Raw genomic sequence first — 24530 nt, 5'->3', positions numbered from 1 at the left:
CGCGGCTAGTTGATCGCCATGCTTGTGGATCTCTATCGATTGATTGCTTGCGCCAGCCGCGGCTCAGTCCTGGATCCACGGCAGATCGTGAAAGCGCCAGCCGCCGCTCTTGCCGCGCCGTTGCCGCTCGTCGATCTCGCCTTCGAAGCCTTCGAGCACGTTGAACACATGCGCGATCCCCGCCTTGGTGGCGGCTTCGGCAGCCAGCGCGGAGCGGTTGCCGCTGCGGCACAGCAGCAGCACCACGGCGTGCCTGCCGGTCTTGGCTTCCAGCTCGCGCGCAAAGCGCGGGTTGCGGGTCAGGCTGGTGCCGGTGGCCCAGGGCACGTGCAGGGTATCGGGCACATAGCCGACGAACTTGCGCTCTTCCGCCGTGCGTACATCGACCAGCACCGCATCGCCGGCGCTGAACAGCGCCCAGGCCTGCTGCGGCGTCACGCGGCCGGCATAGGGCAGGCCGGAGGAACGTGCCACGCCGCGCGCGGCTTCCAGCACGGGATGCTTGATCTTGTCTTCCAATGCGACTGTCATGAAACGCTCTCCTTGCAGCATGTTGTCCGCGTGCGGGCTAAGCCGGGCCTGCCCGATGCACGCTTTGTCGTTGACGGCAACCGCCTATAGCCATCACGGCTCAACTATGAAATGACGCTGCTGGATTGAGAACGAATAAAAACGCATTTCCTAAGACGCTTCCTTGAGGGCGCCGCCGGCCAACGCGGGAAAGGCATGAGCCTGCTTGACAAACCTGCCTGGCTGCGTCCAGATTCAGGGGCGGCTATGGATAACCACAGTTCACCGCGCACCGTTCACCGTTCACCACTCACCTTCAGCAAGGAATGCCATGACTCCCTCCCCTGCCCGGCGCCGTTTCGTGCGGCACGCCCTGCTGCTGGCCGGCGCCGGCATGTTGGCCGGCGCGGCCGGCGCCGCGCCGGCCGCAGGAGACGATGCCCTCGCCGCCGCCATCGCCGGTCCGCAGCGCAGTGCCGCCAACAAGGCCCGCGACGTGTACCGCCATCCGCTGCAAACGCTACGGTTCTTCGGCTTGCAGCCGGACCAGGCAGTGATCGAGATTGCGCCGGGCGGCGGCTGGTACACGGAGATCCTGGCGCCGGTGCTGCGCGACCATGGCAAGCTATACGCCGCGCACTACGATGCGAGCGCCGCGGATGCCAGCGAGCAAGGCAAGCGTTCAAGGGCGAACTTCGAGAAGAAACTGGCGCAGGATCCGGGCAACTACGGCAAGGTCACGGTCGGCACGCTGCCGGTGCGCGCCTTTACCGATATCGCCCCGCCGGGCGGCGCCGACCTGGTGCTGACCTTTCGCAACATCCACAACTGGATCAAGGACGGCCACCTGGACGACAGCCTGCGCGCCTTCTACGCCGTGCTCAAACCCGGCGGCGTGCTAGGCGTGGAGGAGCACCGGGCCACGCCCGGCACCTCGCTGGAGCAGATGATCGCCACCGGCTACGTCACCGAAGACTACGTCATCGACCACGCCCGCGCGGCCGGCTTTGCGCTTGCCGGGCGCAGCGAGATCAATGCCAACCCCCGCGACACCCACGACCATCCCGATGGCGTGTGGTCGTTGCCGCCGACGTTACGCGGCGGCGAGCGCGACCGTGCGAGCTTCATGGCCATCGGCGAATCGGACCGCATGACGCTGAAGTTCATCAAGCCGCGCTGAGGCACGCTCCACGCTTGTCAGGCGATCGACGCCAGGCGGTCGCCCACCTTGATCGCCGAGCCCGCGCGGCAGCGCATGGCCAGCAGCGTGCCCGCCACCGGGGCCAGCACGGTCAGCTCCATCTTCATGGCCTCGACCACCAGCAGCGGCTGCCCGGCCCGCACCTGCTCGCCGGGCTGCACCAGCACCTTCCACACGCTGCCGCTCATCTCCGCCATCACGGCATGGCCGTCGTGCTCGTCATGGCGCAAGGCGGCCGGCACTTCGATGGGCGCGGCGTTGGCCTCATGGGCTTTCCAGTGCGCCACCTCCGCGCTGAAGGCCGCCTGCTGCCGCGCCTGGAAGGCAGCAATGCTGTGCGCGCTGTCCACGAGCGACTGGCGGTACGCGGCAAAGTCGAAGACATCGTGCTCGATGCGCACCGTGGCGCGTCCTTCGCGAAAATCCTCCCGCAACCGGTCCAGCTCCGCCTCCGACACGGGGTAGAACTGCACCTGGTCAAAGAAGCGCAGCAGCCACGGCGCGCCGGGCGCGAACACCGGGTTCTTGAGGAACTTGTTCCAGATCGGCAGTGTGCGCCCGATCAGCTGATAACCGCCCGGGGAGTCCGTGCCATAGATGCACATATAGACCCCGCCGATGCCGACCGTGCCTTCCGCGGTGAAGGTGCGTGCGGGGCTGTACTTGGAGGTGAGCAGCCGGTGGCGCGGATCAAGCGGCACAGCGCAAGGCGCGCCAAGGTAGACGTCGCCCAGCCCCAGCACCAGATAGCGCGCCGCGAACGCAATGTCCCGCACCTCGTCGCGATGCGCCAGGCCGTTGATGCGCTGGATGAAGTCGACATTGTTCGGCAGCCATGGCGCGTCGGCGCAGACCGTCTCGCGGTAGCGCTGCACGGCATCCAGCGTCGCGCCATCCTCGAAGGCCATCGGCAGGTGCACCACGCGCGTGGGGATCTTCAGCATGGCCACGTCCGGCAAGCCGGCCTCGATGGCGAGCAGCGCCTCGATCAACGCCGCCTGATGGATGCGCTGGCCGTCGTAGCGCACCTGCAGCGAGCGCACGCCGGGCGATAGCTCCAGCACGCCGTCTATCGGCTGCGCCTTGAGCGCCTCCATCATGAGGTACACCCGCAGCCGCAGGCCGATGTCGAGCACGTTCTCGCCGTACTCCAGCAGCAAGTAGCCATCGCCCGCCTGGCGGTAGGCGATGGCCGGGTGATGCCCGCTGGCCGCGCGCCCGGCAAGGATGGCGGTGGAACACGCTGGCGCCGGCAGCGGCGGCGCACGCGTTATTTGCCGCAGCCCGGCAATGTCCCGATCCTGCGCCGCCTGCAAGGCACGCGCGGCATCGAAGCTGATCGGCCGGAAGCGGATCCGGTCGCCTGGCTTGACCTGGCCAACCTTCCACAGCTCGGCCTGGGCGACCGTGACGGGACACACAAAGCCGCCGAGGCTCGGGCCATCATTGGTGAGGATCACCGGGAAGTCGCCGGTGAAGTTGATGGCGCCGATTGCGTATTCGCAGTCGTGCACGTTGGATGGGTGCAGTCCCGCCTCGCCACCGTCGCGCCGCGCCCATTCGGGCCGGGGCCCGAGCAGGCGCACGCCAAGGCGGTTGGAGTTGTAGTGCACCTCCCAGTCCGTGGCGAAAAAAGTCTCCATCGATGCCGGCGTAAAGAAGTCGGGAGCGCCATGCGGGCCATGCAGGACCGCGATCTCCCAATGCTGGCCGTAGGCCGGCACCAGTGCCGCGGGTGCGGCCTGCGGCGCTGTCACCGGGGCCTCGATGCCGCTGGCAGCCAGATGTGGCTGGCCAAGCGGGAGCATGTCGCCCAACCGCAGCGTGCGGCCGGCATGCCCGCCGAACTGCCCGAGCGCGAAGGTGGACCGGCTGCCCAGATAGCGCGGCACATCGAAACCATTGCGCACGGCAAGGTAGGTGCGGCAGCCTTGCGTGGCCTTGCCGAGCGCCAGGACCTGCCCAGGGGCTACGCTGATTGGCGCCCAGAACGGGACGTTCATCCCGTCGAGTGTTGCCGTGCAAGGCGCGCCGGCCAGCGCCACCACGGCCGCGCCATGGAAACGTAGGCGTGGCCCCACCAGCGTGCATTCCAGCCCGGCCGCGCCCGGATGATTGCCAACGATGCGGTTGGCCAGCCGGAAGGCGTAGTCGTCCATCGGGCCGGACGGCGGCACGCCGATATGCCAGTAGCCCGTGCGGCCCGGCACGTCCTGGATGCTGGTGTAGGTGCCTGGCTCCAGCACCTCGATGACTGCCGGCGCGTAGGGAAAGCGGTCGAGCATGCGCGTGAAGGCGCGGCCCGTGGTGAACTCGGGCGAGTCGACGATCTGGCGCAGGTAGTCCAGGTTGGTGGCGATGCCGCACAGGCGCGTGGCGGCCAGCGCTGCCGCGAGCCTTGCGCGCGCGGCAGCGCGGGTGGGGCCGTGGACAATCAGCTTGGCCAGCAGCGGATCGTAAAAGGCAGACACCTCCGTGCCGGTCTCGACCCAGCCGTCGACGCGCACGCCGTCCGGAAAGGCCACCTCGGTCAACGTGCCCGGCGAGGGCTGGAACTGCTTGAGCGGATCCTCCGCATAGAGCCGCACCTCCATGGCCGCACCCTGCGGCGGGCGGGAGATGGCATCCCAGTCCAGCGCATCGCCCGCGGCCACCTTCAGCATGCACGCGACCAGGTCCAGCCCGGTCACCAGCTCGGTCACGGGATGCTCCACCTGCAGCCGGGTATTGACCTCCAGGAAGTAGAAATCCTCCCGCTCCACGTCGTAGATGAACTCCACCGTGCCGGCAGAGCGGTAGCGCACCGATTCGCCCAGCTGGATCGCGGCCCGATGCAGCGCGTGGCGTGTGGTCTCGCTCAGGTGCGGTGCCGGGGTTTCCTCCACCACCTTCTGGTTGCGGCGCTGCGTGGAGCAATCCCGCTCGCCCAGCGCCACCACGCGGCCCGCGCCATCTCCAAAGATCTGCACCTCGATATGCCGCGCGCGGTCCAGGCAGCGCTCGATAAAGACGCCGCCATCCTTGAAGAATTGCTCGCCCAGCCGCTGCACGCTGTCAAAGGCCGCGCTCAGCTCGGCGTCATCAGCGCAGCGCGACAGGCCGATACCGCCCCCGCCGGCCGTGCTCTTGAGCATGACGGGATAGCCGATGCGCGCGGCCTCCCGCAGGGCTTGCTCCACGCTGGAGAGCAGGCCGGTGCCGGGCGTCATCGGTATCCCCGCTTCGGCGGCCAGCTCGCGCGCCCGGTGCTTGAGCCCGAACTCGCGGAGCTGGTGCGGCGTCGGGCCAATGAACACCAGGCCCGCCGCCTCGCAGGCCTCGGCAAACGCCGCGCTCTCCGACAGAAAGCCGTAGCCGGGGAAAACGGCTTGGGCGCCGGTATCCAACGCGGCTTGCAGCACGCGCTCGGCCACCAGGTAGCTATCCGCCGCACGCTCGCCACCCAGCGGCACGGCCACATCGGCCAGCCGGGCATGCGCGGCATTGCGATCGGCATCCGAATACACGGCCACGCTCTTGATACCTAGCGCACGCAGGGTGCGAATGGCCCGCACGGCGATCTCGCCACGATTGGCGATCAGTACGGTGTGGAACATCGGCGCTCCCGGGTCAGGTTGCGTTGGCGTCCGCGCTGGCGAGATAGGCGCGCCAGCCGCCAAATGCCGTGATATCGCTGGCGCCTTCCAGGCCTCGGGGTTCGCAGATGAACCCGGTAACTTGCCGGCCGTCTTCCAGCAGCAGCTTGCCGATGCCAAGGGGCGCGGGAATCTCCGCGACGAAGGCGCCAAAGCTGGCCAGTGGCACATCCCAGAGCTCGACTTCGATCGGCGCGCCCTGCCCTGTGCCGATATGCACCAGCCCGGGCTTGGGCGGGATCGTGTCCGCCAGCGCATAAAGCCGGTAGCACGGCGCCGTGTTGCAAGCCTCCACAAAGGCCGCGTGGCGCGTGAGCAGTTGATGGTTAAGCGGCATGCCGCTAAGGTGGGCGCCGACCACGGCCAGCCGCACCGATCCCGGCGTGACCGGCGTCGCGCGCTGCGCACCAACGGGACAAGCCCGCCCGGTGGCGCCCAGCGGCAACGCTTGCGCCGCCTGCCACTGCCGGCCAAAGCGGGCCAACGCGCGGTCTGCCCAGGCCGGGGCAATCAGCGTGATGCCAGCAGGCAGGCCGTCCTCGCGCGCACCGGCCGGCAGCGCCAGCGCCGACAGGTCAGCCAGGTTGGCGAAGTTGGTATAGGTGCCAAGCCGCGCGTTCAGGCGGATCGGATCGTCCTGCACCGCGGCCAGCGTATAGATCGACGGCGCGCTCGGCACCACCAGCGCATCGACCGTTGCCAGCGCCAGGTGGATAGCGCGGGTCAGCGCCGCGCGCCGGTACTCGGCGCTGAACGCGTCCATCGCGCTATAGCGGCCCGCTTCCTCCACGATCACGCGAACGACCGGATCGATGGCTTCCGGCTGGCTGGCGTGAAGCTGGCTCACCGCCAGGAAGCGTTCGGCCACCCATGGCCCCTGGTAGAGCAGTGCGGCCAACTCGGCGAATGGCGAAAAATCAATCGGCACCAGCTTGGCGCCCATGGCCTGCAAGTCCGTCAGCGCTTGCTCGAAACTGGCCTGCGCCTGCGTATCGCCAAAGAATGCCGGCGCATCGGGAATGCCCAGCACGGGCGATGGCGCCAGCGCGGCAGGCGCGCTCTGCGGATAGGTGCGCGAGTAAGGATCGTCGTGGTCGAAGCCGCCGGCGATCTCCGCCACCAGCGCGGCATCGTCGACCGTCAGCGCAAACACGCAGACGCAGTCCAGCGTGCGGCAGGCCGGCACCACGCCGGCGCTGGAGAGCCAGCCCCGGGTCGGCTTGAGGCCCACGATATTGTTGAATGCCGCGGGAATGCGCCCCGAGCCCGCCGTATCGGTCCCGAGTGAGAACGGCACCCAGCCGCGCGCCACCGAAGACGCCGAGCCCGAACTGGAGCCACCGCTGACATATGCCGCATCGAAGGTGTTGGGCACCGCGCCGTAAGGCGAACGCACGCCCACGAGGCCCGTGGCGAACTGATCCAGGTTAGCCTTGGCCACCACAATGGCCCCGGCCGCGCGCAGCCGCGCCACCGCGCCGGCATCGCGCTCGGCCACATACGCAAACGCAGGACACGCCGCCGTGGTGGGCCACCCTGCCACGTCGATGTTGTCTTTCACCACGAACGGCACGCCGTAGAGGGGAAACGCATCGAGCTGGCCGCCCGCTTCTTCAACGCGCGCGGTCAGCGCAGCTAGCTGGGACTGCAGCCGCGCCGCATCCAGCCGCGCGATCCAGGCCGGGTCCGCTGCGTCCAGGTCCAGGAACGGCGCCAGCGCGTCCGCGGGCGAGGCGCCTCGCGTCTTGTAGAGCTGTTGCCAGTCAGGCAGCGTTCGGCAACTGCCAAGCCTGGCGGCGGATCGGCGCAGAGGCGTCTTGCTGGTCATCGCTTGTATCCCGGGTTGTATACATGAGGGCGTTGCAGACCAACAAAGCAGGAGACATGCCATGTAAGAAGGAAAATGTATTCAAATGTATTCCTCTTACATATCAGGGAGATTGGTCACCAGGGCGCCTTCGCGGGCCGAATACGCATGCAGGGCACCCGCGCAAGCCGCACCATGGGGCGGCTTGCGTGGACCTAAACAGTGCCTGTGGGAACGACCGAGCCGCAATGTGGTGCGTCGTGAGCCGGCTCCGCTAGCGCTTGGTTTATCCCGGCGTTTCACGCGCTGGCGAAGTACCTGCTGGCCAGGCCGCGCTGATCGCGGCAGGCTGGCTATTTCGTGCGCCGCGGCGCGCGCGCCGGCCTCTTCGCACCGGCCGGCGGCGCGGCCAATTGCCCGGCCGCTGCCCGCAGGCATTCGACCAGTTGGATGCTGCTGGGCGTGGGCCGCCCCTCGCGCAGCGTGATCACGCCCACTGGCGGCAGCTCCAGCGCTATGTCCATGGGCAGGATATGGAAGCGGCCTTCCCGCTCGAACTGCTGCCCCACCGACCTGGCCAGGAAGCCCACGGCATCTAGCTGGGAGACGAAGGTGGTGATGCCAAGGTAGGACGACGACTCGATCAGGTCGGTTGGTGGCTGCAACCCAAAGCGATAGAACTCCTGCTCGATCTTGACCCGTAGCGAGGCCCATGGCGGCGGCACCACGCAAGGCATGCCGGCCAGGTCCGCCCAGCCCGGTGCACGCTTGCTTGCCAGCGCGTGGCCGCTGCGCACCACCGCCACCATCGGCTCGTTATAGAGCGGCTCGGTGATGAGGTCCGGGGCGGCGTAGCCAGGCTCCAGCCGCCCCACGATCAGGTCCAGTTCGCTGATGCGCAGCTTGGGCAGCAGGTGGGGCAGGTCGCCCTCCTCCACCAGCACGGTGGCCTGCGCCGAGCGCTGCTTGAGCAGGCCTATGGCTTGCGCCAGCAGCACCGGCAGGGCCGCGCCCATCGATCCCACCCGGGTGCGCCCGGCGGCGCCGCTGGCTTCCGCGGCGATCTCGTCGCGCGTGCGCTCGTATTGCGCCAGCACCGAGCGGGCAAAACGCACCAGCGACGCGCCGGCCGGCGTAGGCTCGGTGCCGCGCGTGGAGCGCGTGAAGAGCGTCAGGCCCAGCGTCTTCTCCACCTCGGTGAGCATCTTGGAGACGGCTGGCTGGCTGACGGAGAGGAACTCGGCGGTGTGGCCGAGATGGCGAAACTCCTCCAGCGCCACCACCAGCTGCAGGTGGCGTAGCTTGATATTGGAGCGCAGGGCGCGGTCGATCTGGGGCATGGCGCGATTCTACTTAACTTTAAGGTTATGAAGCCATTCCGATGATTGATTGGATTGTTATGAATGGCTTTGCCACAATCCGGCCTGACCGGTGGACATTGCCACCAGCCCATGACTCCAATAACGACACCCTGCGAGGACGACACATGACCGCATCCCACGGCATCAACCACGGGCGACGCCGCCTGCTCATCAGCGGCGCCGCTGCCGCCACGGCTGCGACGGCTGGCAGTGCCGGCCTGTTGCTGCCGGGCCTCGCACGTGCCGCCGACTATCCGGACCGGCCCATCACCTTCATCTGCCCGTGGCCCGTTGGCGGCACCGCCGACCAGTCCATGCGCGCGCTGTGCCAGGTGGCGTCCGGCGTACTCAAGCAATCCATCGTGGTGGAAAACCGCGCCGGCGCATCGGGCATGATCGGCACCAAGGCACTGGCCCGCGCCAAGCCGGACGGCTACACCATCGGCCAGGTGCCGATCTCGGTGACGCGCTTCTCGCAGCTTGGCATGCTGCAGTTGGACCCGCGCAGCGAGCTGACCTACCTGGCGCGCACCTCCGGCCAGACCTTCGGCATCGCGGTGCCGGCGAACTCGCGCTTCAAGTCGCTCAAGGACGTCGTGGCCGAGGCCAAGGCGCATCCGGGCAAGCTCACCTATGCGCATGCCGGCATCGGCGGCGCCACCCACGTGGGCATGGAGGAATTCGCGCAGGCCGCCGGTGTGCGCTTCAATGCCATCGCCTACAAGGGCGGCGCGCAGGCCTTGCAGGACGTGCTCGCCGGGCAAGTGGACCTGCTGGCCGATTCCAGCTCCTGGGCGCCCCACGTGGAAGCCGGCAAGCTGCGCCTGCTGGCCACCTGGGGCGACCAGCGCACGCCGCGCTTCAAGGACACGCCGACGCTCAAGGAACTGGGCTACAACGTGGTGGTGGAAGCGCCCAACGGCATCGGCGCGCCCATCGGACTGGACCCGGCGGTGGAAAAGAAACTGCGCGACGCCTTCCGCCAGGCGGTGGCCAGCAAGGAATTCCAGCAGGTCGCGGCCCGCATCGATGCGCCGGTGATGTACCTGGACGGCCCGGAATACAAGCGCTACATCAGCACGGTGTACGACCAGGAAACCCACCTGATCCAGCGCCTCAAGCTCAAAGAACTGCTGCAACAAGGCTGACCCAACGTGAACTCCGCCGCCCTCATCCGCCTGCATGCGAACGACAACGTCCTGATCGCCCGGGACGCCCTGAGCCTTGGCCAGAGCCTGCCTGAACTGGGGCTGCGCGTGCGCGCCCAGGTGCCTGCGGGGCACAAGATTGCCGCCTGCGCCATTGCCAAGGGCACCCAGATCCGCAAGTTCGACACCGTGATCGGCGTGGCCGAGCGCGACATCGAGGCCGGTGATCATGTGCATTCGCACAACCTGGCGCTGGTGGATTTCTATCGCGACCCGGGTTTCTGCCAGGACGTGCGGCCGGTGGACTATGTGCCCGAGGCCGAGCGCGCCACCTTCATGGGGTTCGTGCGGCCCGACGGCCGGGTTGGCACGCGCAACTTCATCGGCATCTTGTCGTCGGTGAACTGCTCGGCCACGGTGATCCGGCATATCGCTGACCACTTCACGCCCGAGCGCATGGCGGCCTTTCCCAATGTGGACGGCGTGGCCGCCTTCGCGCAAAGCAGCGGCTGCGGCATGTCCTCGCCCAGCGAGCACTTCGACGTGCTGCGGCGCACGCTGGCGGGCTATGCACGCCACCCCAACCTGGCCGGTGTGCTGATCGTGGGCCTGGGCTGCGAGCGCAACCAGGTAGCGGGCCTGATGGAGTCGCAAGGCCTGGTGCCCGGCAGCCACGTGCGCACCATGGTCATGCAGGACAGCGGCGGCACGGCGGCCACCATCCAGGCCGGCATCCGCGCCATCGAGGCGATGCTGCCCGGCGCCAATACCGCCACGCGCCAGCCCGTGCCCGCCAGCCACCTGAAGATCGGCCTGGAATGCGGTGGCTCCGACGGCTTCTCCGGCATCAGCGCCAACCCGGCGCTCGGCGCGGCCATGGACATCCTGGTGCGCCACGGCGGCACCGCCATCCTGTCGGAAACCCCCGAGATCCACGGCGTGGAATACATGCTCACGCGCCGCGCCGTCACGCCGGAAGTCGGCCAGAAACTACTGGACCGCCTGGCCTGGTGGGAGCGCTACACCGCCGGCCAGAACGCCCAGTTCAACGGCGTGGTCGGCCACGGCAACCAGCAAGGCGGCCTCGCCAACATCTTCGAAAAATCACTCGGCTCCGCCATGAAAGGCGGCACCACGCCGCTGCAGGCCGTCTATGAATACGCCGAGCCCATCGAGCAAGCCGGCTTCGTCTTCATGGACTCCCCCGGCTACGACCCCGTCGCCGCCACCGGCCAGATCGCCAGCGGCGCCAACCTGATCTGCTTCACCACCGGGCGCGGATCGATGTTCGGCTCCAAGCCAGCGCCGACCATCAAGCTAGCGAGCAATACGCCGATGTACACGCGGCTCGAAGGCGATATGGACATCAACTGCGGGCTGGTGCTGGACGGCGAATTGACCGTGGACGAGATGGGCCAGCGGATTTTTGAGCACATCCTGGAAGCGGCCTCGGGACAGCCAACCAAGAGCGAGGCGCTCGGGCTGGGGGACAACGAGTTTGTGCCTTGGCACTTGGGGATTGTCAGTTAGAAAGTAGAAAGCCTCGCAGCCTGGAACCATTGCGAAATTGCGATCACCCGCCCTCTCCCCCGCCCCTCCCGCAGGCGGGAGAGGGGAGCAAACCAGCGGCAAGATCAACCAACTGGTGTAGCCGTGTTTCCCGCCCGAATGGGCGGGAAACACCCACGCGCGATGCGAAGCGAGCCGTCAAGGTGTGCCAAGGCCGTATGGGGCGCCTCGGGATTCGGCGAAAAGAGCGGAAACGAGGGACCCATGTCTGAGTATCGCCCTAAGGCGATGCGAGTTTGGGTCCCGGCCGCTCTTTTCGTCGAAGCCCGAGGGGGTGTCGCCCCATCCGGCGCGCCTTCTTTGCCTACTTTCTTGGCAAGACAAGAAAGTAGGTCGCCGCCCCGCAGGGGTGGTGAAACTGCAGTTGCAGTTGTCATTGAATTCAAGCAGTTGCAGTTGCAGTCAACCCCCCATATCCCAAAAACCATGCCATCCACCCCACTCCCCCTAACCCACCCAGCCCTGCTCCGCACCGGCAACCTAATCGGCCAAGCGTGGTCAGCCGCCCACACCGGCCACCGCCTGGATGTCACCAACCCTGCCACCAACACCGTCTTCGCCTGCGTGCCCGACAGCGACGCCCAGGATGCCATCCAGGCAACCGATGCCGCAGCCGCAGCTTTCCCAACCTGGAGCCGCCGCACCGCCCGCGACCGCGCGCAGATCATCAAGCGCTGGCACGCCCTGATCCTCGAACACCAGGAAGACCTGGCCCAGATCATCTCCGCCGAACAGGGCAAGCCCATCAAGGAGGCCCGCGGCGAAGTGCTGTACGGCGCCTCCTACGTAGAGTGGTTCGCCGAGGAAGCCACCCGCATCAGCGGCGAGATCGTCGCCGAGTCCGTCCCCGGCCGCAAGATGCTGGTGCTCAAGGAACCGGTTGGCGTGGTAGCCGCCATCACGCCGTGGAACTTCCCGCTCGCCATGATCGCCCGCAAGATCGCGCCCGCGCTGGCCGCCGGCTGCACCGTGGTAGCCAAGCCCGCGGAAGACACGCCGCTGACCGCGCTGGCGCTGGTCTACCTGGCGCAGCAAGCCGGCCTGCCCGCCGGTGTGCTCAACATCGTCACCGCCTCGCGCGCCAATACCCCCGCCGTGGTCGATGCCTGGCTGGCCGACAGCCGCGTGCGCAAGATCACCTTCACCGGCTCCACGCCGGTGGGCAAGCACCTGGCCCGCGAATCCGCCGGCACGCTCAAGAAGCTGTCGCTGGAGCTCGGTGGCAATGCGCCGTTCATCGTGTTCGACGACGCGGACGTCGATGCCGCCGTCGATGGCCTGATGGCCTCCAAGTTCCGCAACGGGGGCCAGACCTGCGTCTGCCCGAACCGCGTCTATGTACAGGCTGGCGTGCACGACCATTTCGTCGCGCGCCTGTCGCTGCGGGTGGCCGCGCTGCAGGTCGGGCCTGCCACCGAGGACGCGTCACAGATCGGCCCCATGATCAACGCGCGCGCCGTGGAAAAGATCGCCCGCCATGTCGAAGATGCCGTCGCCAAGGGCGCCGTGGTGATGACCGGCGGCGAACGCGTGCGCCTGGCAGACGGCCCGCACTACTACGCGCCCACCGTGCTCACCAACGCCACGCCGCAAATGGCGCTGTCGTGCGAAGAAACGTTTGGCCCGGTAGCCGCCGTGTTCCGCTTCACCGATGAAGCCGAAGTGATCCGCGACGCCAACGACACGCCCTTCGGCCTGGCCGCCTACTTTTACTCCAATGACGTGCGCCGCATCTGGCGCGTGGCGCAGGCGCTGGAAACGGGCATTGTCGGCGTCAATGAAGGGGCCATCGCCTCGGAGGCCGCGCCCTTCGGCGGCGTCAAGGAATCCGGCTACGGGCGCGAGGGCTCGCGCCACGGGCTGGACGACTACATGCACACCAAATATATTTGCCAGGGCCTGCTCGGCTAAGACCCGGCGGCATCCCATCCACGCCCACGACATTCTTCGGAACACCATGCCCGCACAAAACGCATTCAAGGCCGCGCTGGCGGCCAGCCGGCCCCAGATCGGCCTGTGGCTCTCGATGGCATCGCCTTATCTCGCCGAAGTCTCGGCCACGGCCGGCTTCGACTGGCTGCTGATCGACGGCGAGCACGCGCCCAACGACCTGCGCGGTACGCTAAATGCGCTGCAGGCGATCGCCCCGCACCGCTCGCAACCGGTGGTGCGCTGCGTGGCCGGCGAAGTCCCGCTGATCAAGCAGTTGCTGGATATCGGCGCGAAGAACCTGCTGGTGCCGATGGTGGATACCGCCGAGCAAGCCGCCGCGCTGGTATGCGCCACCCGCTACCCGCCGCAGGGCATCCGCGGTGTGGGCAGCGCCGTGGGCCGTGCCTCGCAATGGAGCGCACGCGCCGATTACCTGGATGTGGCCGACGATGAGATCTGCCTGCTGGTGCAGGCCGAAACCGTCAAGGCCCTGGCGAACCTGGAAGCCATCTGCGCTGTCGACGGCGTCGACGGCGTCTTTATCGGCCCCGCCGACCTGGCCGCCTCCATGGGCCATCGCGGCAACCCGGGCCACCCCGAGGTGCAGGCCGCCATCGAAGGCGCCATGCGCACCATCGCCGCCAGCGGCAAGGCCGCGGGCACGCTGAGCTCCGACCCCAAGCTGGCGCGCCGCTACCTGGATCTGGGCTGCACCTTCGTGGCGACAGGCGTGGATGTGCTGCTCTATGCCGGCGCGGCACGCCGGCTGGCCGCGGACTTCATCGGCACCGGCGCCGCGCCCGCGGCAGGGCCATCTGCCGCATACTGATGCCCGCCACCGCAATCACAGAACACGACAGAACACGACAAAGCACGCCAACATGCCGACTGATTCCCACACCGCCCCTGACACCAGCGCCACCAGCGCCACCCTGGCCGCGATGCAAGCCATCGTCGGCGCCGGCGCCTGCCTGAGCGGCGACGCCGACACCGAGTCCTACGTCACGGATTACCGCCGCATCTATCGCGGCAAAGCCCAGGTGGTGGTCATGCCATCCACCACCGAACAGGTCAGCCAGGTCATGGCCTGGTGCCACGCGCACGATGTGCCGGTGGTGCCGCAAGGCGGTAATACCTCGCTGATGGGCGGCGCGGTGCCCGACGACAGCGGCACCGCGGTGCTGCTCAGCCTGGGCCGCATGAACCGCGTGCTGGCCGTGGACACCATCAACGACACCATGACGGTGCAGGCCGGCGTCACGCTCAACGCGGCCCGCACCGCAGCCGAGCAGGAGCAGCGCCTGTTCCCGCTGCGCATCGGCTCGGAAGGCTCCTGCCAGATTGGCGGCAACCTGGCCACCAACGCAGGCGGCACCGCCGTGCTGCGCTACGGCAATATGCGCGACCTGGTGCTGGGCATCGAGGCCGTGCTGCCCGATGGCCGCATCTACTCGTCGCTGCGCGGCCTGCGCAAGGACAACACCGGCTACGACCTCAAGCAACTCTTCGTCGGCTCGGAAGGCACGCTCGGCATCATCACGGCGGCCGTGCTCAAGCTGATGCCGCAGCCGCGCGCCAATGCCGTGGCCTTCGTGGCCGTGCAAAGCCCCGAAGCCGCCGTGCGCCTGCTCGGCGTGGCCAAGCAGCATGGCGGCCAGGCCGTCACCGCGTTCGAACTGATCTCGGCGCCCGCGCTGGAGCTGGTGCTCGAATACCTGGGCGACGTGGCTTCGCCGCTGCCCGCGCGGCACGACTGGATGGTGCTGATCGAGCTGACCTCCGGCGGCAGCGACGAAAGCCTCAATGCCACGCTGATGGAAATCCTCGAAGCCGGGCTGGCGCAAGAACTGGTGCTGGACGCCGCGGTGGCCGCCAGCCTGGCCGACGCCCAGCGCTTCTGGCGCATCCGCGAGGAAATCTCGGACGCGCAGACCCGTACCGGCGGCAGCATCAAGTGCGACGTGTCGGTGCCGTTGTCGCGCATCGCCGCGTTTATCGGCGACGCCTCGGCCAAGGTGCTGGCACTGGAGCCCGCCGCGCGCATGGTGATCTACGGCCATATGGGCGACGGCAACGTGCACTTCAACCCGCTGCGCCCCAAGGACCGCAGCGCCGCGGACTTCCTCGGCCAGTGGTACGCACCGATCTCCGAGGCGGTGGACACCCTGGCCCACGCGGAGAACGGCTCGATCTCCGCCGAGCATGGTATTGGCGTGGCCAAGCGCGACGACCTGAAGCGCTACAAATCACCCGTGGAGCTGGAACTGATGTGGCAGGTCAAGCGGGCACTGGATCCGAAGAACCTGCTCAATCCCGCCAAGATGCTGCCAAGGCTGGACTGACGGAAAGCGGGCTCCGGCGGCCTATCAATGCGGAACATTCTCACTGATAATCCGCCGGTTCCTGCCTTTGAAAAAAACGGAAGCCGGTGGTTATTGGTTTCTCACCATGCGCAGGTAATTCCGAATTACAGGCTGTCGTTGGGAAACCGGACTAAATCGTCCGATATCTCCTGATAGACGATCGCAGCGCCATGGACAGCGCGAGCAAAACGGTCGCCGCAATGATTGCGCCGTCGAAGATCCAGAGCGCCGAATGCACACCGACCCGATCCGCCAGCGCACCGCTCGCGATGACCGGCACGCTGAATCCGAAATACGCGAAGAGGAAATAGCCGGACGTTGCCCGAGCCCGGTTGGCGTCGGTTGAACAGGTTGAATTCGCGGCGAGGCCTGCGAGATAGGTAAAGCCGTAGCAAGCCGCGCTCGCGAGCATCGCGCCTGACAGCAGCAACGGCAACGACGAGAAGACGACGCCCACGATCAATACGGTGAAGCCGCAGGGTACGAGCAGCATGCCCAGGCGCAACGACCGCGGAGGCGATAGCTTGCGCGCCACAGGCTGGACAACGAGTCCGGTTGAAATCACGAAGAACGTGGAGAACCCCGTCCACGCATCGTGCCCATGCGCGGCGAGCGCCACCGGGACCAGAGCGATCACCATCCCGACGGCCGACCAGGCAATGAGGATCGCAATGCTATAGATGAGCGTCTGCCTGGGAAAAACGGGCATGCGAAGCCACGCCGACGACCGCGGGAACGATGGCTCCCGGATCATGGCGAGCAAAACCACCCCGCAAGCGGCGCAAAATATGTAAGCACCGTAGGTCGCGGGGGTCTGTTGAGACGGCACCGCCAAGAGACAGAGGCCGGTCGCCAGCGCGCCGCAGCCGAAGCCCAGCGAGGTGGCCGCCGCAACGATGCGCGCGGCCCGCGCAGCCGCCGCTGGCCGAGGCCCGATCAGTTCGACAAGGAACTGCGTGCCGCTTCCGGCCATCAGCCCGGTCGCGATGCCGCACAATCCGCGTGCCGCTGCTAGCGCCTCCAGCCGGGGCCACATCATCGGCAACGCGGTTGCTGCGGATGTCAGCAGCAGCGCGCCGATCAAAGGCAATTTTCGCCCTACGCGATCCGATAGCCCGCCAAGGAAAACCAGCGTGGGCACCAATCCGGCCACGTAACAAGCGAAGGCAAGCGTCTGCGCCCCCGCGCCCATCTGGCTTGCCCGTGCGTAAGTCGTGTAAAGCGGCGCCTGCAGATTCACCGCACCGGTAATCAGGAACAGCGTCAGGGCCACCACCCGGACGGGCCATGGGCCCGCCTTCGCAGTGGAACGGACCAGGGGATCAAGCATGGATTCGTGGGCAAGGGATCGAGGGAGCTTAGTATTGGCCCTCGGGGATATTAGTGCAATAATTTCATTGCACTAATATCAATCCAAGAAACGATGGCTGCCCCTGCGCGATACCTGGAACACGTTGAAAGACTTGCGTCGCTGATACAGGACGGCACGCTCGAAGCGGGCAGCCGGTTGATGGCGCATCGCGATTACGCGGATGAGCATGGCATCGCCGCCGCGACTGCCGCCCGCGTTTATCGGGAACTCATTGACCGCGGACTGGCGATTGGCGAAGTTGGGCGGGGTACCTTTGTCCGCGCACAAGAGACACAGGCCGCTGCCGAGTTCTCTCAAATCAGCGAACGCGAGCCCGGCCTGATCGACCTGGCATTCAACTATCCGGTCCTGCCTGAGCAGGCCGCACAGTTGCGTCATGCGCTTCGCCATCTCTCCGACAAGGGGGACCTGTCGACCCTGCTGGACTATCACCCGCATCCGGGGCGTCGCGAAGACAGGGAGATGGCGGCAAAGTGGTTCTCCACCGCCAGCGCGCCAATCGATGCCGCGGGCATCATGGTCTGTGGCGGCAGCCAGCACGCCCTGAGTGTCATTCTCGCAAGCCTTGTCACGCGGCGTGATCTGGTTGCCGTGGAATCCCTGACCTACCCCGGTTTCAAGAGCGCGGCAAAACTGTTGGGCATCCCCTTGGTCGGCGTACCAATCGACGACGACGGCATCGTGCCGGAGTCCCTCGATGCGGTTTGCCGCAAGCATGCAGGCCGGGTACGCATCGTCTACACGATGCCCACGGTTCACAATCCCACCGGGAGCGTGATGCCGCTCGAGCGCAGGCTCGCCTTGATCGAGGTCGCGCGTCGCCACGACTTGCTACTGGTCGATGACAGCGTGTACGGCTTTCTCGAGGCTTCGCCTCCGCCAACGCTGCGCAGCCTGGCGCCAGATTGCGTAATCGAAATTCACAGCCTGTCGAAGAGCGCGGCCCCAGGCTTGCGAGTGGGCTATATTGTCGCACCCGAACGGCTCAGGGAACGGCTCCATGAGGGACTTCGCGCCACGTTGTGGTCCGCAAGCGCCATGACGGCCTCACTGGCCACCGCATGGATGCGGGATGGCACGCTGGCGCACTGGATCGTGGCGAAGCGCGACGAGGCGCGCTTGCGGCAAGACCTCGCGCGGCGCATCCTCGGGGCGTGGCCCATCAAGGCGCACCACACCAGCTTTCATCTTTTGCTCGACCTGCCGAAACACTGGAGACCCGATGACCTCGTCGTCGCGTTGGCACGGCAAGGCGTGACAATCACCCCCCTGGCCGCCTTTGCCGCGCCTGATGTGTCGGCAAGCCGTACGATAAGAATCGCCATGGCGGCGCCTGCCACAATCCGGCAACTGGAAGCCGGGCTCCTGGCCGTGGCGCAGACGTTGAACGGACCACGCCAGCGTGACGCGTTGCAGACGGCCAGGAACGTACGCCCCAGCCCTTGACGCGGGCCTCGATGTGATAGAGCTCAGTCAGCCGGGCCACTATGGTCGGCTCCTACATAGAAGCGACGCAGTCTATACTTGCCGTTTAGCAGCCGAGACATTCACGATGGCGTCGAACCATGAAGACAAGATCATTCTGTTGCGCGGTGTAACGCCGACGGGAAAGAACAAGGTGCTCATGGCACCGCTGCGCGCTGCGCTGGAAGAAGCGGGGCTCGGCAACGTGAGAACCTACATCCAGAGTGGCAACGTCATTGCTTCCACGAACCTGAGCCAGTCCGCCATCGAGGACCTGGTTCACGATGTCATCAAGGAACGGTTTGGTGGCGATATCAAGGTCCTGGCAAGGTCGGCGCCGTACTTCAACAAAGCGATGGAGAACAACCCGTTCAAGGGCGCCGATCCCGCCAAGCTCTATTTCACGCTGCTGTCAGCCGGGCCTGAAGATGCGTTGCTCGAAGCGTTCCATGCGCTTGGACATGCGCCAGACCAGGTACAAGTGGTCGGCGACATGGCGTATGTGTTGTGCGCCACGAAATACAGTGACCTGAAGGCCAACAACAATTTCATCGAGAGAAAGCTCAAGGTGGCCGCGACGACGCGTAATTTCAATACGATCTCGAAGCTCATTGCGCTTGGTGCTATTGGCTGACGGCTTTCCCGCTGAATTTTCTTTGAAACGATCTCCATATGAAAAGAACACTACTGCTGCCGATCTGCGCAGCGCTCATCGTCCAGATTCATGGTTGCGGAGAGAAAGCCAAAGTCGACGCGAATCCCGCGCCGTCCAGCGTTGCCCAGCAGCCGGCTGTCACGCTGTCGATCGAGTCCGTGGCAAGCAACACGCACGGTTTCAATGCCGGCAATGTGCTCAGCGCCAGGAAGATCTATATCTTCTTTGATCCGCAGTGCCCCCATTGCGGTGAGCTCTGGAAGGCAGCGAAGCCACTGCTGTCGTCCGCGCATTTCATCTGGATCCCGGTCGGACTGCTGACCCCGGAAAAATCCGCGCTGCAGAGCGCCTACCTGCTCGGTAGCCAGAACGCCGTCAGGGAAATGGACAATCATGAAGCCTTGCTCGATGCGCGCAAGGGTGGGCTTGAGGTCTCCGCCGCACAGACTCCGGAAAATGCCGTGAGCCAGGTCAAGGCCAACACCGAGTACTTTCTACGTTTGAATCTGGACAGCGTGCCGTTTGCCGTATATCAGGGCCCTGGGGGCGAGATGTTGACGTTTTCGGGAGCGCTGACTACCGATGCACTCAAAGAGCGGCTTGGCATATAGTCAGCCGTTGTTTCCCAACCTGGCAAACTACCTGATCGTGATGGCATGAACGCTTCACGATTCCACCCAATGAACCTGAGAACAGACAAGACCATGTGGAAGCACCCCGTACGCCAAACCCTTGCCGCATTCGCTGCCACCCTGGCGTTACCTGCGCTGGCCGGTATCGTGACGGGCGCGGCGACTTATCGTGAGCGTATCGCGCTGCCTCCCGATGCCGTGTTCGAAGTCACGCTGCAAGATGTGTCGCGCGCCGGCGCGCCAGCCCTGGTTATCGGCCGGTCCACGCTGGATCCGGCGGGCCAGCCGCCCTTCCATTTCGGGGTTGCCTACCAGGACCAGGCGATCGAGCCTGGCCATCGCTACGCCGTGCGGGCGGTGATCCGGCAGCATGGCCGCTTGCTGTTCACCACCGACACGCATGTCCCGGCACTGGGCGGCAACAACGCGCCGCTCCAGTTGCAGCTAGTATCGGCTTCCAGGGGCGAGGGGAAGCCATCGGGAAAACCAACGGCCCAGGTGCCTGACAGCCCGTTGCGGGGGACCTACTGGAAGCTCACGCGGCTGGGCGATGCGCCGGTCAGCGTGGCGGAGCACCAGCGCGAACCGCACCTGATCCTCGCCACGAACGACACGCGGCTGTCTGGCAATGGCGGCTGTAACAGCCTGATGGGCGGCTATGAAGCCGATGGCGACCAGCTTCACTTCAAAGGCCTGGCGGGCACCATGATGGCCTGCGCGCAGGGCATGGCCCAGGAAACGCAGTTCCTGCACGCTCTGGAAACGGTACGGCGCTACCGCATTGCGGGCCGCCAGCTCGACCTGCTCGGCACCGGCAATGCCGTGGTGGCGAGCTTCGAGGCTGTAGCGCTGCGGTAGAAGAGAGGCTGTCCATCTAAGGGGGGCAGCTGCTCGCTTGAGTGTTGTCATGCACGGCCCAGGCTGAAGTCCAGGCCTGGCTTGGGCGCAGGTGACTGCGGCCACCTCACAGCGGATACAGGCCTGACCGCAAGCCGTGATGCACGTCAATTCGCATCATCTGGTGCTGGGGGCGCTGCGCGACCGGCGCCTGTCAGCGGTCGCGCAGCGCACGGGACTGGCCGCGCGGTCAGTGCGCTAGCCACTGGTTGCCCCCGCCGAGAACCATCAAGAAAGCGCCACTTTTTGCAGACAAGCCACACAGGTCACGGGTAAAGTGCAGCTTCCGTCGCGTGCCACCACGCCACATGCTGGGTCGCATCGCCCGTCAACCCGTCAACCCGATCGACGGATTGCCGCCGTGGGCGGTAGCGCTCAGGCCTCACTCAAATCGGCTTTTCTGACCGGCTTTCCGACTTCTTACCTATTTACCTATTACTCCGGAGCGTGACGATGAATCCAGATTCCGATTCAATTTTTTCCAACCTCGACAAGGCGGCCGCAGAGGCCCGCGCACAGGGTGACAAATGGATTGTGATCGATCGCATCTACGAACACCTGGATGCGCTAGAAAGCCAAGACTATCAAGATGTCCTGGCGCGCATATTGGCCCTGATCGAAAAGTATCCCGAGCTGGATTATGGTGGTCCTGGCCCCTTCGGGTCGCTGATTGAGCGCCAGCCCGTCGGCGCCTATGCGGCGCAGTTGCTGGCGTCATTAAAGCGGCAGCCGAGCACGCAAGTGGTAGCGCTCCTGGACCGCATGATGCGCATGGACGAAGCTGAGCGAGAGGAGCAAGGCGGCCCAACCGTTGCGGCCTTCCTGGATGCGCTTGACGCGGTGCTGCGACATCCCGCCGCGAACGACGATTGCAGAGAGTTTGCGCGGATGTGCCTGACTCCGTGAGCGCCAGGACCTGCTGTTTGGAAGCCGCATATCTGCTACGCGAGCTCACAGTAGAAATGCCGTATCAGGCGCACTAACACAACCTCTTTGCTGTTGAGCGTCGGAATGGCGCGGATACCCACAGTGGCGCGGCTTCGGTTATCGCACCACAATCGCGCCACTTCTGAGGGGAATCGCGCCAATCTCCCGTGCCCGCCGCGCATTTCTCGGTTGCGCCTGTGTCAAAATGACGCGCAGCCTGCCTGATCGCACCTCGCCTTGGCTGGGGTAGACTGCGCCGCGCCCGCTCGCAACTAACAATGACGCTTATCCGCCGCATCCGCTTGACCGCAAGGCTTGGCTTGATCGCCATGTGGCTCATCGTGCTTGCGCCGGCAGTCAGCCAGTTTGTGGCCGCGGGCCAGGCCAGCGATCCCGAAGCCGTCATCTGCTCGGCCGCCCACCCGGGCGATGCGCCGCATGACATGCCGGGCAGCTCGCTGAACGCCTGCGGCTATTGCGATCTGCTGGCGGACCATGTGCCGCTGCCTACCCTAGCGCCTGCGGCGCTGTCGGCGATCCCGCTGCTGGTGGTCGCCACGTCGCACGTGCTGGTCACCCGCTTCACGCCACTCGGGGCTTTTCCTTCAGGACGCCCCAGGGACCCTCCGGCCCTGCCTCAATCCAGTCTGTAAGCAACGCACGCCCTTTGGCGTGATCGTGGCGTCCGCGCGCACCTGCGCACGGGCGCCGGACAACGATTTGAGGTAGACCCAATCATGCGCACGCTGCTGCCCCTAGTCATCCTTGGCACCATCGGCACGCTGGCCGAGGCCGCCGACGAACAGAGCCTGCCGGCGGTCCAGGTGACCGAGACTCGCTCGTTTGCCGAGAAGAACCAGTTGCCGCAGACCACCGCGAGCATCACCGGCGAGCAAGCCGCGCAGGCCATCAACGTGATGGGCGCGGAAGATGCCCTGAAATACCTGCCCGACGTGCTGGTGCGCAAGCGCTTTATCGGCGACACCCAGTCCCCGATGGCGACCCGCACCACCGGCATCAACGCCAGCGCGCGCAGCCTGATCTATGCCGACGGGGTCTTGCTGTCGACCCTGATCAACAACAACAACGGCAACGGCTCCCCGCAGTGGTTTATGGTGACGCCGCAATCGATCGACCGGGTCGACGTCATGTACGGCCCGTTCGCAGCCGCGTATCCGGGCAACTCCTACGGTGCCGTGACCGAGATCACCACGCGGATGCCGAAGACGTTCGAGGGCAGCCTGGAAGTCACGGGCGCCATCCAGCAGTTCAGCAAGTACGGCACCGACCAGAACGAGCCGGCGCAGCAGGTCAGCGCCACGCTGGGCGACCGCACCGGAAAGTTCTCGTGGTGGTTCAGCGCGAACCACCTCAACAGCTTCAGCCAGCCGCTTAGCTTCGCCACGGTCGGCCAGTCGACGGCCGCCGCCGGTGCCGCCCTGCCGGTCATCACCGGCGCGTACGCCGACCGCAACCGGACCGGCGGCGCCATCCAGGTAATTGGCGCTGGCAATTTCATCCATACGCTGCAGGACAACGCCACCGTCAAGCTGGGCTACGATTTCACGCCAACGTTGAGCGCGGTCTACACGCTGGGCTATTGGCAGAACAGTTCGAAAGCGAGCGCGCAAACCTACCTGAGCACGACATCCGGGTCGCCCTTCTACGGCGCGTCAGCCGGCAACGTCAATATCGGTGGATTCGCGTACAGCGCCAGCACCATCGCGGGCCAGTTTTCCAGCAACAACGTCGATCAGGAACACCTGATGCAGAGCCTCAAGGTCGGGACCCGGACGCAAGGGCTGTTCGACTGGGAGGCCATAGTCAGTAATTTCTACTATCTGCAGGATTCGAGCCGCTTGTCCACCGGGCTCTACCCGGCGGCGCTGACGGGTGGGCCGGGCCGGACCACCGACATGAGCGGCTCCGGCTGGTCCACCTTCGACGTCAAGGGCATCTGGCGGCCGCAGGGCATCGCCGGCGCGAACATCGTCAGCTTCGGCGCCCACTACGACCAGTTCAAGCTGAGCAGCCCGACCTACAGCACCACCAACTGGGTCTCCGGTGGCAATGGCGCCCTGTTCAGCACCTCGCAGGGCAAGACGCAGACCGGCGCGCTCTGGCTGCAGGACGTTTGGCGCATGACACCAAGCCTGCAGGCAACGCTGGGCGGCCGCTATGAGATGTGGCGCGCCTATGACGGGTTCAACTACGCCATTGGCAGCAACGGCGTGGGGGTGCCGATCCAGCAGCCCAGCCTCGACAAATCCGGCTTCTCCCCCAAGGCGTCGCTGACATGGGAGGCCAGCCAGCTGTGGTCGGTGACCGGCTCGTTCGGCAAGGCGCTTCGCTTCCCGACGGTCGGCGAGCTCTACCAGAGCGTGCAGACCGGGACGACGTTCACCCAGGCCAATCCGTTCCTGCAACCGGAGCGCGTCCTGTCTGGCGAACTTGCCATCGAGCGCCACACCAGCGAGGGCAAGCTGCGTGTTTCCGCCTTCAGCGAGTACGTCAAGAACGCGCTGATCTCCCAGACCTCGACAATTGCCGGGTTCGCCACGCCCGTCTCCTTTACGCAGAACGTGGGCAAGACACGGCAACTGGGGCTCGAGCTGGCCGGCCAGCAAGACCACGTGCTGATCAACGGCCTGACGCTCTCGGGCAACGTCACCTATGTCAACTCCCGGATTCTCTCGGATGACAGCTACGTGCCGACCACCCCTGGCGCGACGGCGGTCGGCAAGCGCGTGCCCTACGTGCCCACATGGCGCGGCACGGTAGCGGCAACCTATCGGCCTGACAACAAATGGGCTTACACGCTGGCCGCGCGCTATAGCAGCCGCGTGTACGCGACGGTCGACAACACCGACATCAACCCCGCGACCTACCAGGGCTTCGAGAGCTTCTTCGTGATGGATGCGCGCGTGCACTACCAGCTAGACAAGCATTGGAGCGGTGCACTGGGCGTGGACAACCTGAACAATCACAAATACTTCCTGTTCCACCCCTTCCCGCAGCGCACGTTCTACCTGAGCCTGAAATACACCCTTTGACAGA

Annotated in this window: 18 protein-coding genes; 13 read left to right on the top strand and 5 right to left on the bottom strand. The window is 66.0% G+C overall.

Features of this window, described 5'->3' with window-relative positions:
* Positions 1-63: 63 nt before the first annotated feature.
* Positions 64-531, bottom strand: coding sequence for a rhodanese-like domain-containing protein (locus AC07XB_RS15175; RefSeq protein ID WP_441639719.1), 468 nt, complete (start codon positions 529-531; stop codon positions 64-66).
* 310 nt (positions 532-841) lie between these two features.
* Here AC07XB_RS15175 and AC07XB_RS15170 point away from each other — a divergent pair, with 310 nt between their 5' ends.
* Positions 842-1690 (top strand): class I SAM-dependent methyltransferase, encoded by an 849-nt coding sequence (locus AC07XB_RS15170; RefSeq protein WP_492826930.1) that lies wholly within the window; start codon positions 842-844, stop codon positions 1688-1690.
* Between the two features lie 17 nt (positions 1691-1707).
* Here the strand turns inward: AC07XB_RS15170 and uca are convergent, their stop codons facing one another.
* The 3 genes from uca to AC07XB_RS15155 all read right to left on the bottom strand — a co-directional run bounded on the left by uca (position 1708) and on the right by AC07XB_RS15155 (position 8493).
* Positions 1708-5307 carry an urea carboxylase gene (gene uca, locus AC07XB_RS15165; RefSeq protein WP_492826928.1) on the bottom strand — a complete coding sequence of 1200 codons (3600 nt, stop codon included), beginning with the start codon at positions 5305-5307 and terminating at the stop codon, positions 1708-1710.
* 13 nt (positions 5308-5320) lie between these two features.
* Positions 5321-7174 carry an allophanate hydrolase gene (gene atzF, locus AC07XB_RS15160; RefSeq protein ID WP_492826926.1) on the bottom strand — a complete coding sequence of 618 codons (1854 nt, stop codon included), beginning with the start codon at positions 7172-7174 and terminating at the stop codon, positions 5321-5323.
* 332 nt (positions 7175-7506) lie between these two features.
* Positions 7507-8493: a LysR substrate-binding domain-containing protein gene (locus AC07XB_RS15155; protein ID WP_492826924.1), complete on the bottom strand. Its 987-nt coding sequence runs from the start codon at positions 8491-8493 to the stop codon at positions 7507-7509.
* A 146-nt stretch (positions 8494-8639) separates the two neighbouring features.
* Between AC07XB_RS15155 and AC07XB_RS15150 the strand changes: the two genes are divergently transcribed.
* From AC07XB_RS15150 to AC07XB_RS15130, 5 genes are all read left to right on the top strand, one after another.
* Positions 8640-9662 (top strand): tripartite tricarboxylate transporter substrate binding protein, encoded by a 1023-nt coding sequence (locus AC07XB_RS15150; protein ID WP_253928127.1) that lies wholly within the window; start codon positions 8640-8642, stop codon positions 9660-9662.
* 6 nt (positions 9663-9668) lie between these two features.
* Positions 9669-11192, top strand: coding sequence for a UxaA family hydrolase (locus tag AC07XB_RS15145; RefSeq protein ID WP_492826922.1), 1524 nt, complete (start codon positions 9669-9671; stop codon positions 11190-11192).
* A 465-nt stretch (positions 11193-11657) separates the two neighbouring features.
* The gene (locus AC07XB_RS15140; RefSeq protein WP_492387160.1) at positions 11658-13142 is read left to right on the top strand and encodes an NAD-dependent succinate-semialdehyde dehydrogenase; all 1485 of its coding nucleotides are present in this window, start codon (positions 11658-11660) and stop codon (positions 13140-13142) included.
* A 46-nt stretch (positions 13143-13188) separates the two neighbouring features.
* Entirely contained in the window at positions 13189-13992 is an 804-nt protein-coding gene (gene hpaI / locus AC07XB_RS15135) for a 4-hydroxy-2-oxoheptanedioate aldolase (RefSeq protein ID WP_492826920.1), read from the top strand.
* 112 nt (positions 13993-14104) lie between these two features.
* A complete protein-coding gene (locus AC07XB_RS15130) occupies positions 14105-15505 on the top strand; it encodes an FAD-binding oxidoreductase (protein ID WP_492372278.1) in 1401 nt (466 codons plus the stop codon).
* Between the two features lie 151 nt (positions 15506-15656).
* Here AC07XB_RS15130 and AC07XB_RS15125 read toward each other — a convergent pair whose 3' ends face one another.
* Complete coding sequence (locus AC07XB_RS15125; protein WP_492811296.1) at positions 15657-16856, bottom strand: MFS transporter; 1200 nt, start codon at positions 16854-16856, stop codon at positions 15657-15659.
* A 93-nt stretch (positions 16857-16949) separates the two neighbouring features.
* Between AC07XB_RS15125 and AC07XB_RS15120 the strand changes: the two genes are divergently transcribed.
* The 7 genes from AC07XB_RS15120 to AC07XB_RS15090 all read left to right on the top strand — a co-directional run bounded on the left by AC07XB_RS15120 (position 16950) and on the right by AC07XB_RS15090 (position 24526).
* Positions 16950-18344, top strand: coding sequence for an aminotransferase-like domain-containing protein (locus AC07XB_RS15120; RefSeq protein WP_492811294.1), 1395 nt, complete (start codon positions 16950-16952; stop codon positions 18342-18344).
* Positions 18345-18450: 106 nt separating this feature from the next.
* Positions 18451-18996, top strand: a complete 546-nt coding sequence (locus AC07XB_RS15115; protein ID WP_492372185.1) for a DUF1697 domain-containing protein — start codon at positions 18451-18453, stop codon at positions 18994-18996.
* 38 nt (positions 18997-19034) lie between these two features.
* The gene (locus tag AC07XB_RS15110; RefSeq protein WP_492372186.1) at positions 19035-19628 is read left to right on the top strand and encodes a thioredoxin domain-containing protein; all 594 of its coding nucleotides are present in this window, start codon (positions 19035-19037) and stop codon (positions 19626-19628) included.
* Positions 19629-19697: 69 nt separating this feature from the next.
* Entirely contained in the window at positions 19698-20507 is an 810-nt protein-coding gene (locus AC07XB_RS15105) for a YbaY family lipoprotein (protein ID WP_492826918.1), read from the top strand.
* A 492-nt stretch (positions 20508-20999) separates the two neighbouring features.
* Positions 21000-21452: a hypothetical protein gene (locus AC07XB_RS15100; protein WP_492811289.1), complete on the top strand. Its 453-nt coding sequence runs from the start codon at positions 21000-21002 to the stop codon at positions 21450-21452.
* A 299-nt stretch (positions 21453-21751) separates the two neighbouring features.
* Positions 21752-22126, top strand: coding sequence for a DUF2946 domain-containing protein (locus AC07XB_RS15095; RefSeq protein ID WP_492826916.1), 375 nt, complete (start codon positions 21752-21754; stop codon positions 22124-22126).
* An 84-nt stretch (positions 22127-22210) separates the two neighbouring features.
* Positions 22211-24526 carry a TonB-dependent receptor gene (locus tag AC07XB_RS15090; protein WP_492811285.1) on the top strand — a complete coding sequence of 772 codons (2316 nt, stop codon included), beginning with the start codon at positions 22211-22213 and terminating at the stop codon, positions 24524-24526.
* Positions 24527-24530: the final 4 nt, after the last annotated feature.

It is taken from the genome of Cupriavidus sp. GW821-FHT02F09 (assembly GCF_059421605.1).
Note: the sequence above shows the minus strand (reverse complement) of the source record. Positions and strands in the feature narration are given on the sequence as shown.

What these genes read in the sequence shown, in the direction of transcription:
- hpaI (WP_492826920.1), top strand. Translation starts at nt 13,189, where the DNA reads ATGCCCGCACAAAACGCATTCAAGGCCGCGCTGGCGGCCAGCCGGCCC.
- AC07XB_RS15170 (WP_492826930.1), top strand. Translation starts at nt 842, where the DNA reads ATGACTCCCTCCCCTGCCCGGCGCCGTTTCGTGCGGCACGCCCTGCTG.
- atzF (WP_492826926.1), bottom strand. Translation starts at nt 7,174, where the DNA reads ATGACCAGCAAGACGCCTCTGCGCCGATCCGCCGCCAGGCTTGGCAGT.
- AC07XB_RS15175 (WP_441639719.1), bottom strand. Translation starts at nt 531, where the DNA reads ATGACAGTCGCATTGGAAGACAAGATCAAGCATCCCGTGCTGGAAGCC.
- AC07XB_RS15100 (WP_492811289.1), top strand. Translation starts at nt 21,000, where the DNA reads ATGAATCCAGATTCCGATTCAATTTTTTCCAACCTCGACAAGGCGGCC.
- AC07XB_RS15125 (WP_492811296.1), bottom strand. Translation starts at nt 16,856, where the DNA reads ATGCTTGATCCCCTGGTCCGTTCCACTGCGAAGGCGGGCCCATGGCCC.
- AC07XB_RS15150 (WP_253928127.1), top strand. Translation starts at nt 8,640, where the DNA reads ATGACCGCATCCCACGGCATCAACCACGGGCGACGCCGCCTGCTCATC.
- AC07XB_RS15110 (WP_492372186.1), top strand. Translation starts at nt 19,035, where the DNA reads ATGAAAAGAACACTACTGCTGCCGATCTGCGCAGCGCTCATCGTCCAG.
- uca (WP_492826928.1), bottom strand. Translation starts at nt 5,307, where the DNA reads ATGTTCCACACCGTACTGATCGCCAATCGTGGCGAGATCGCCGTGCGG.
- AC07XB_RS15155 (WP_492826924.1), bottom strand. Translation starts at nt 8,493, where the DNA reads ATGCCCCAGATCGACCGCGCCCTGCGCTCCAATATCAAGCTACGCCAC.
- AC07XB_RS15090 (WP_492811285.1), top strand. Translation starts at nt 22,211, where the DNA reads ATGCGCACGCTGCTGCCCCTAGTCATCCTTGGCACCATCGGCACGCTG.
- AC07XB_RS15105 (WP_492826918.1), top strand. Translation starts at nt 19,698, where the DNA reads ATGAACCTGAGAACAGACAAGACCATGTGGAAGCACCCCGTACGCCAA.
- AC07XB_RS15120 (WP_492811294.1), top strand. Translation starts at nt 16,950, where the DNA reads ATGGCTGCCCCTGCGCGATACCTGGAACACGTTGAAAGACTTGCGTCG.
- AC07XB_RS15140 (WP_492387160.1), top strand. Translation starts at nt 11,658, where the DNA reads ATGCCATCCACCCCACTCCCCCTAACCCACCCAGCCCTGCTCCGCACC.
- AC07XB_RS15115 (WP_492372185.1), top strand. Translation starts at nt 18,451, where the DNA reads ATGGCGTCGAACCATGAAGACAAGATCATTCTGTTGCGCGGTGTAACG.
- AC07XB_RS15130 (WP_492372278.1), top strand. Translation starts at nt 14,105, where the DNA reads ATGCAAGCCATCGTCGGCGCCGGCGCCTGCCTGAGCGGCGACGCCGAC.
- AC07XB_RS15095 (WP_492826916.1), top strand. Translation starts at nt 21,752, where the DNA reads ATGACGCTTATCCGCCGCATCCGCTTGACCGCAAGGCTTGGCTTGATC.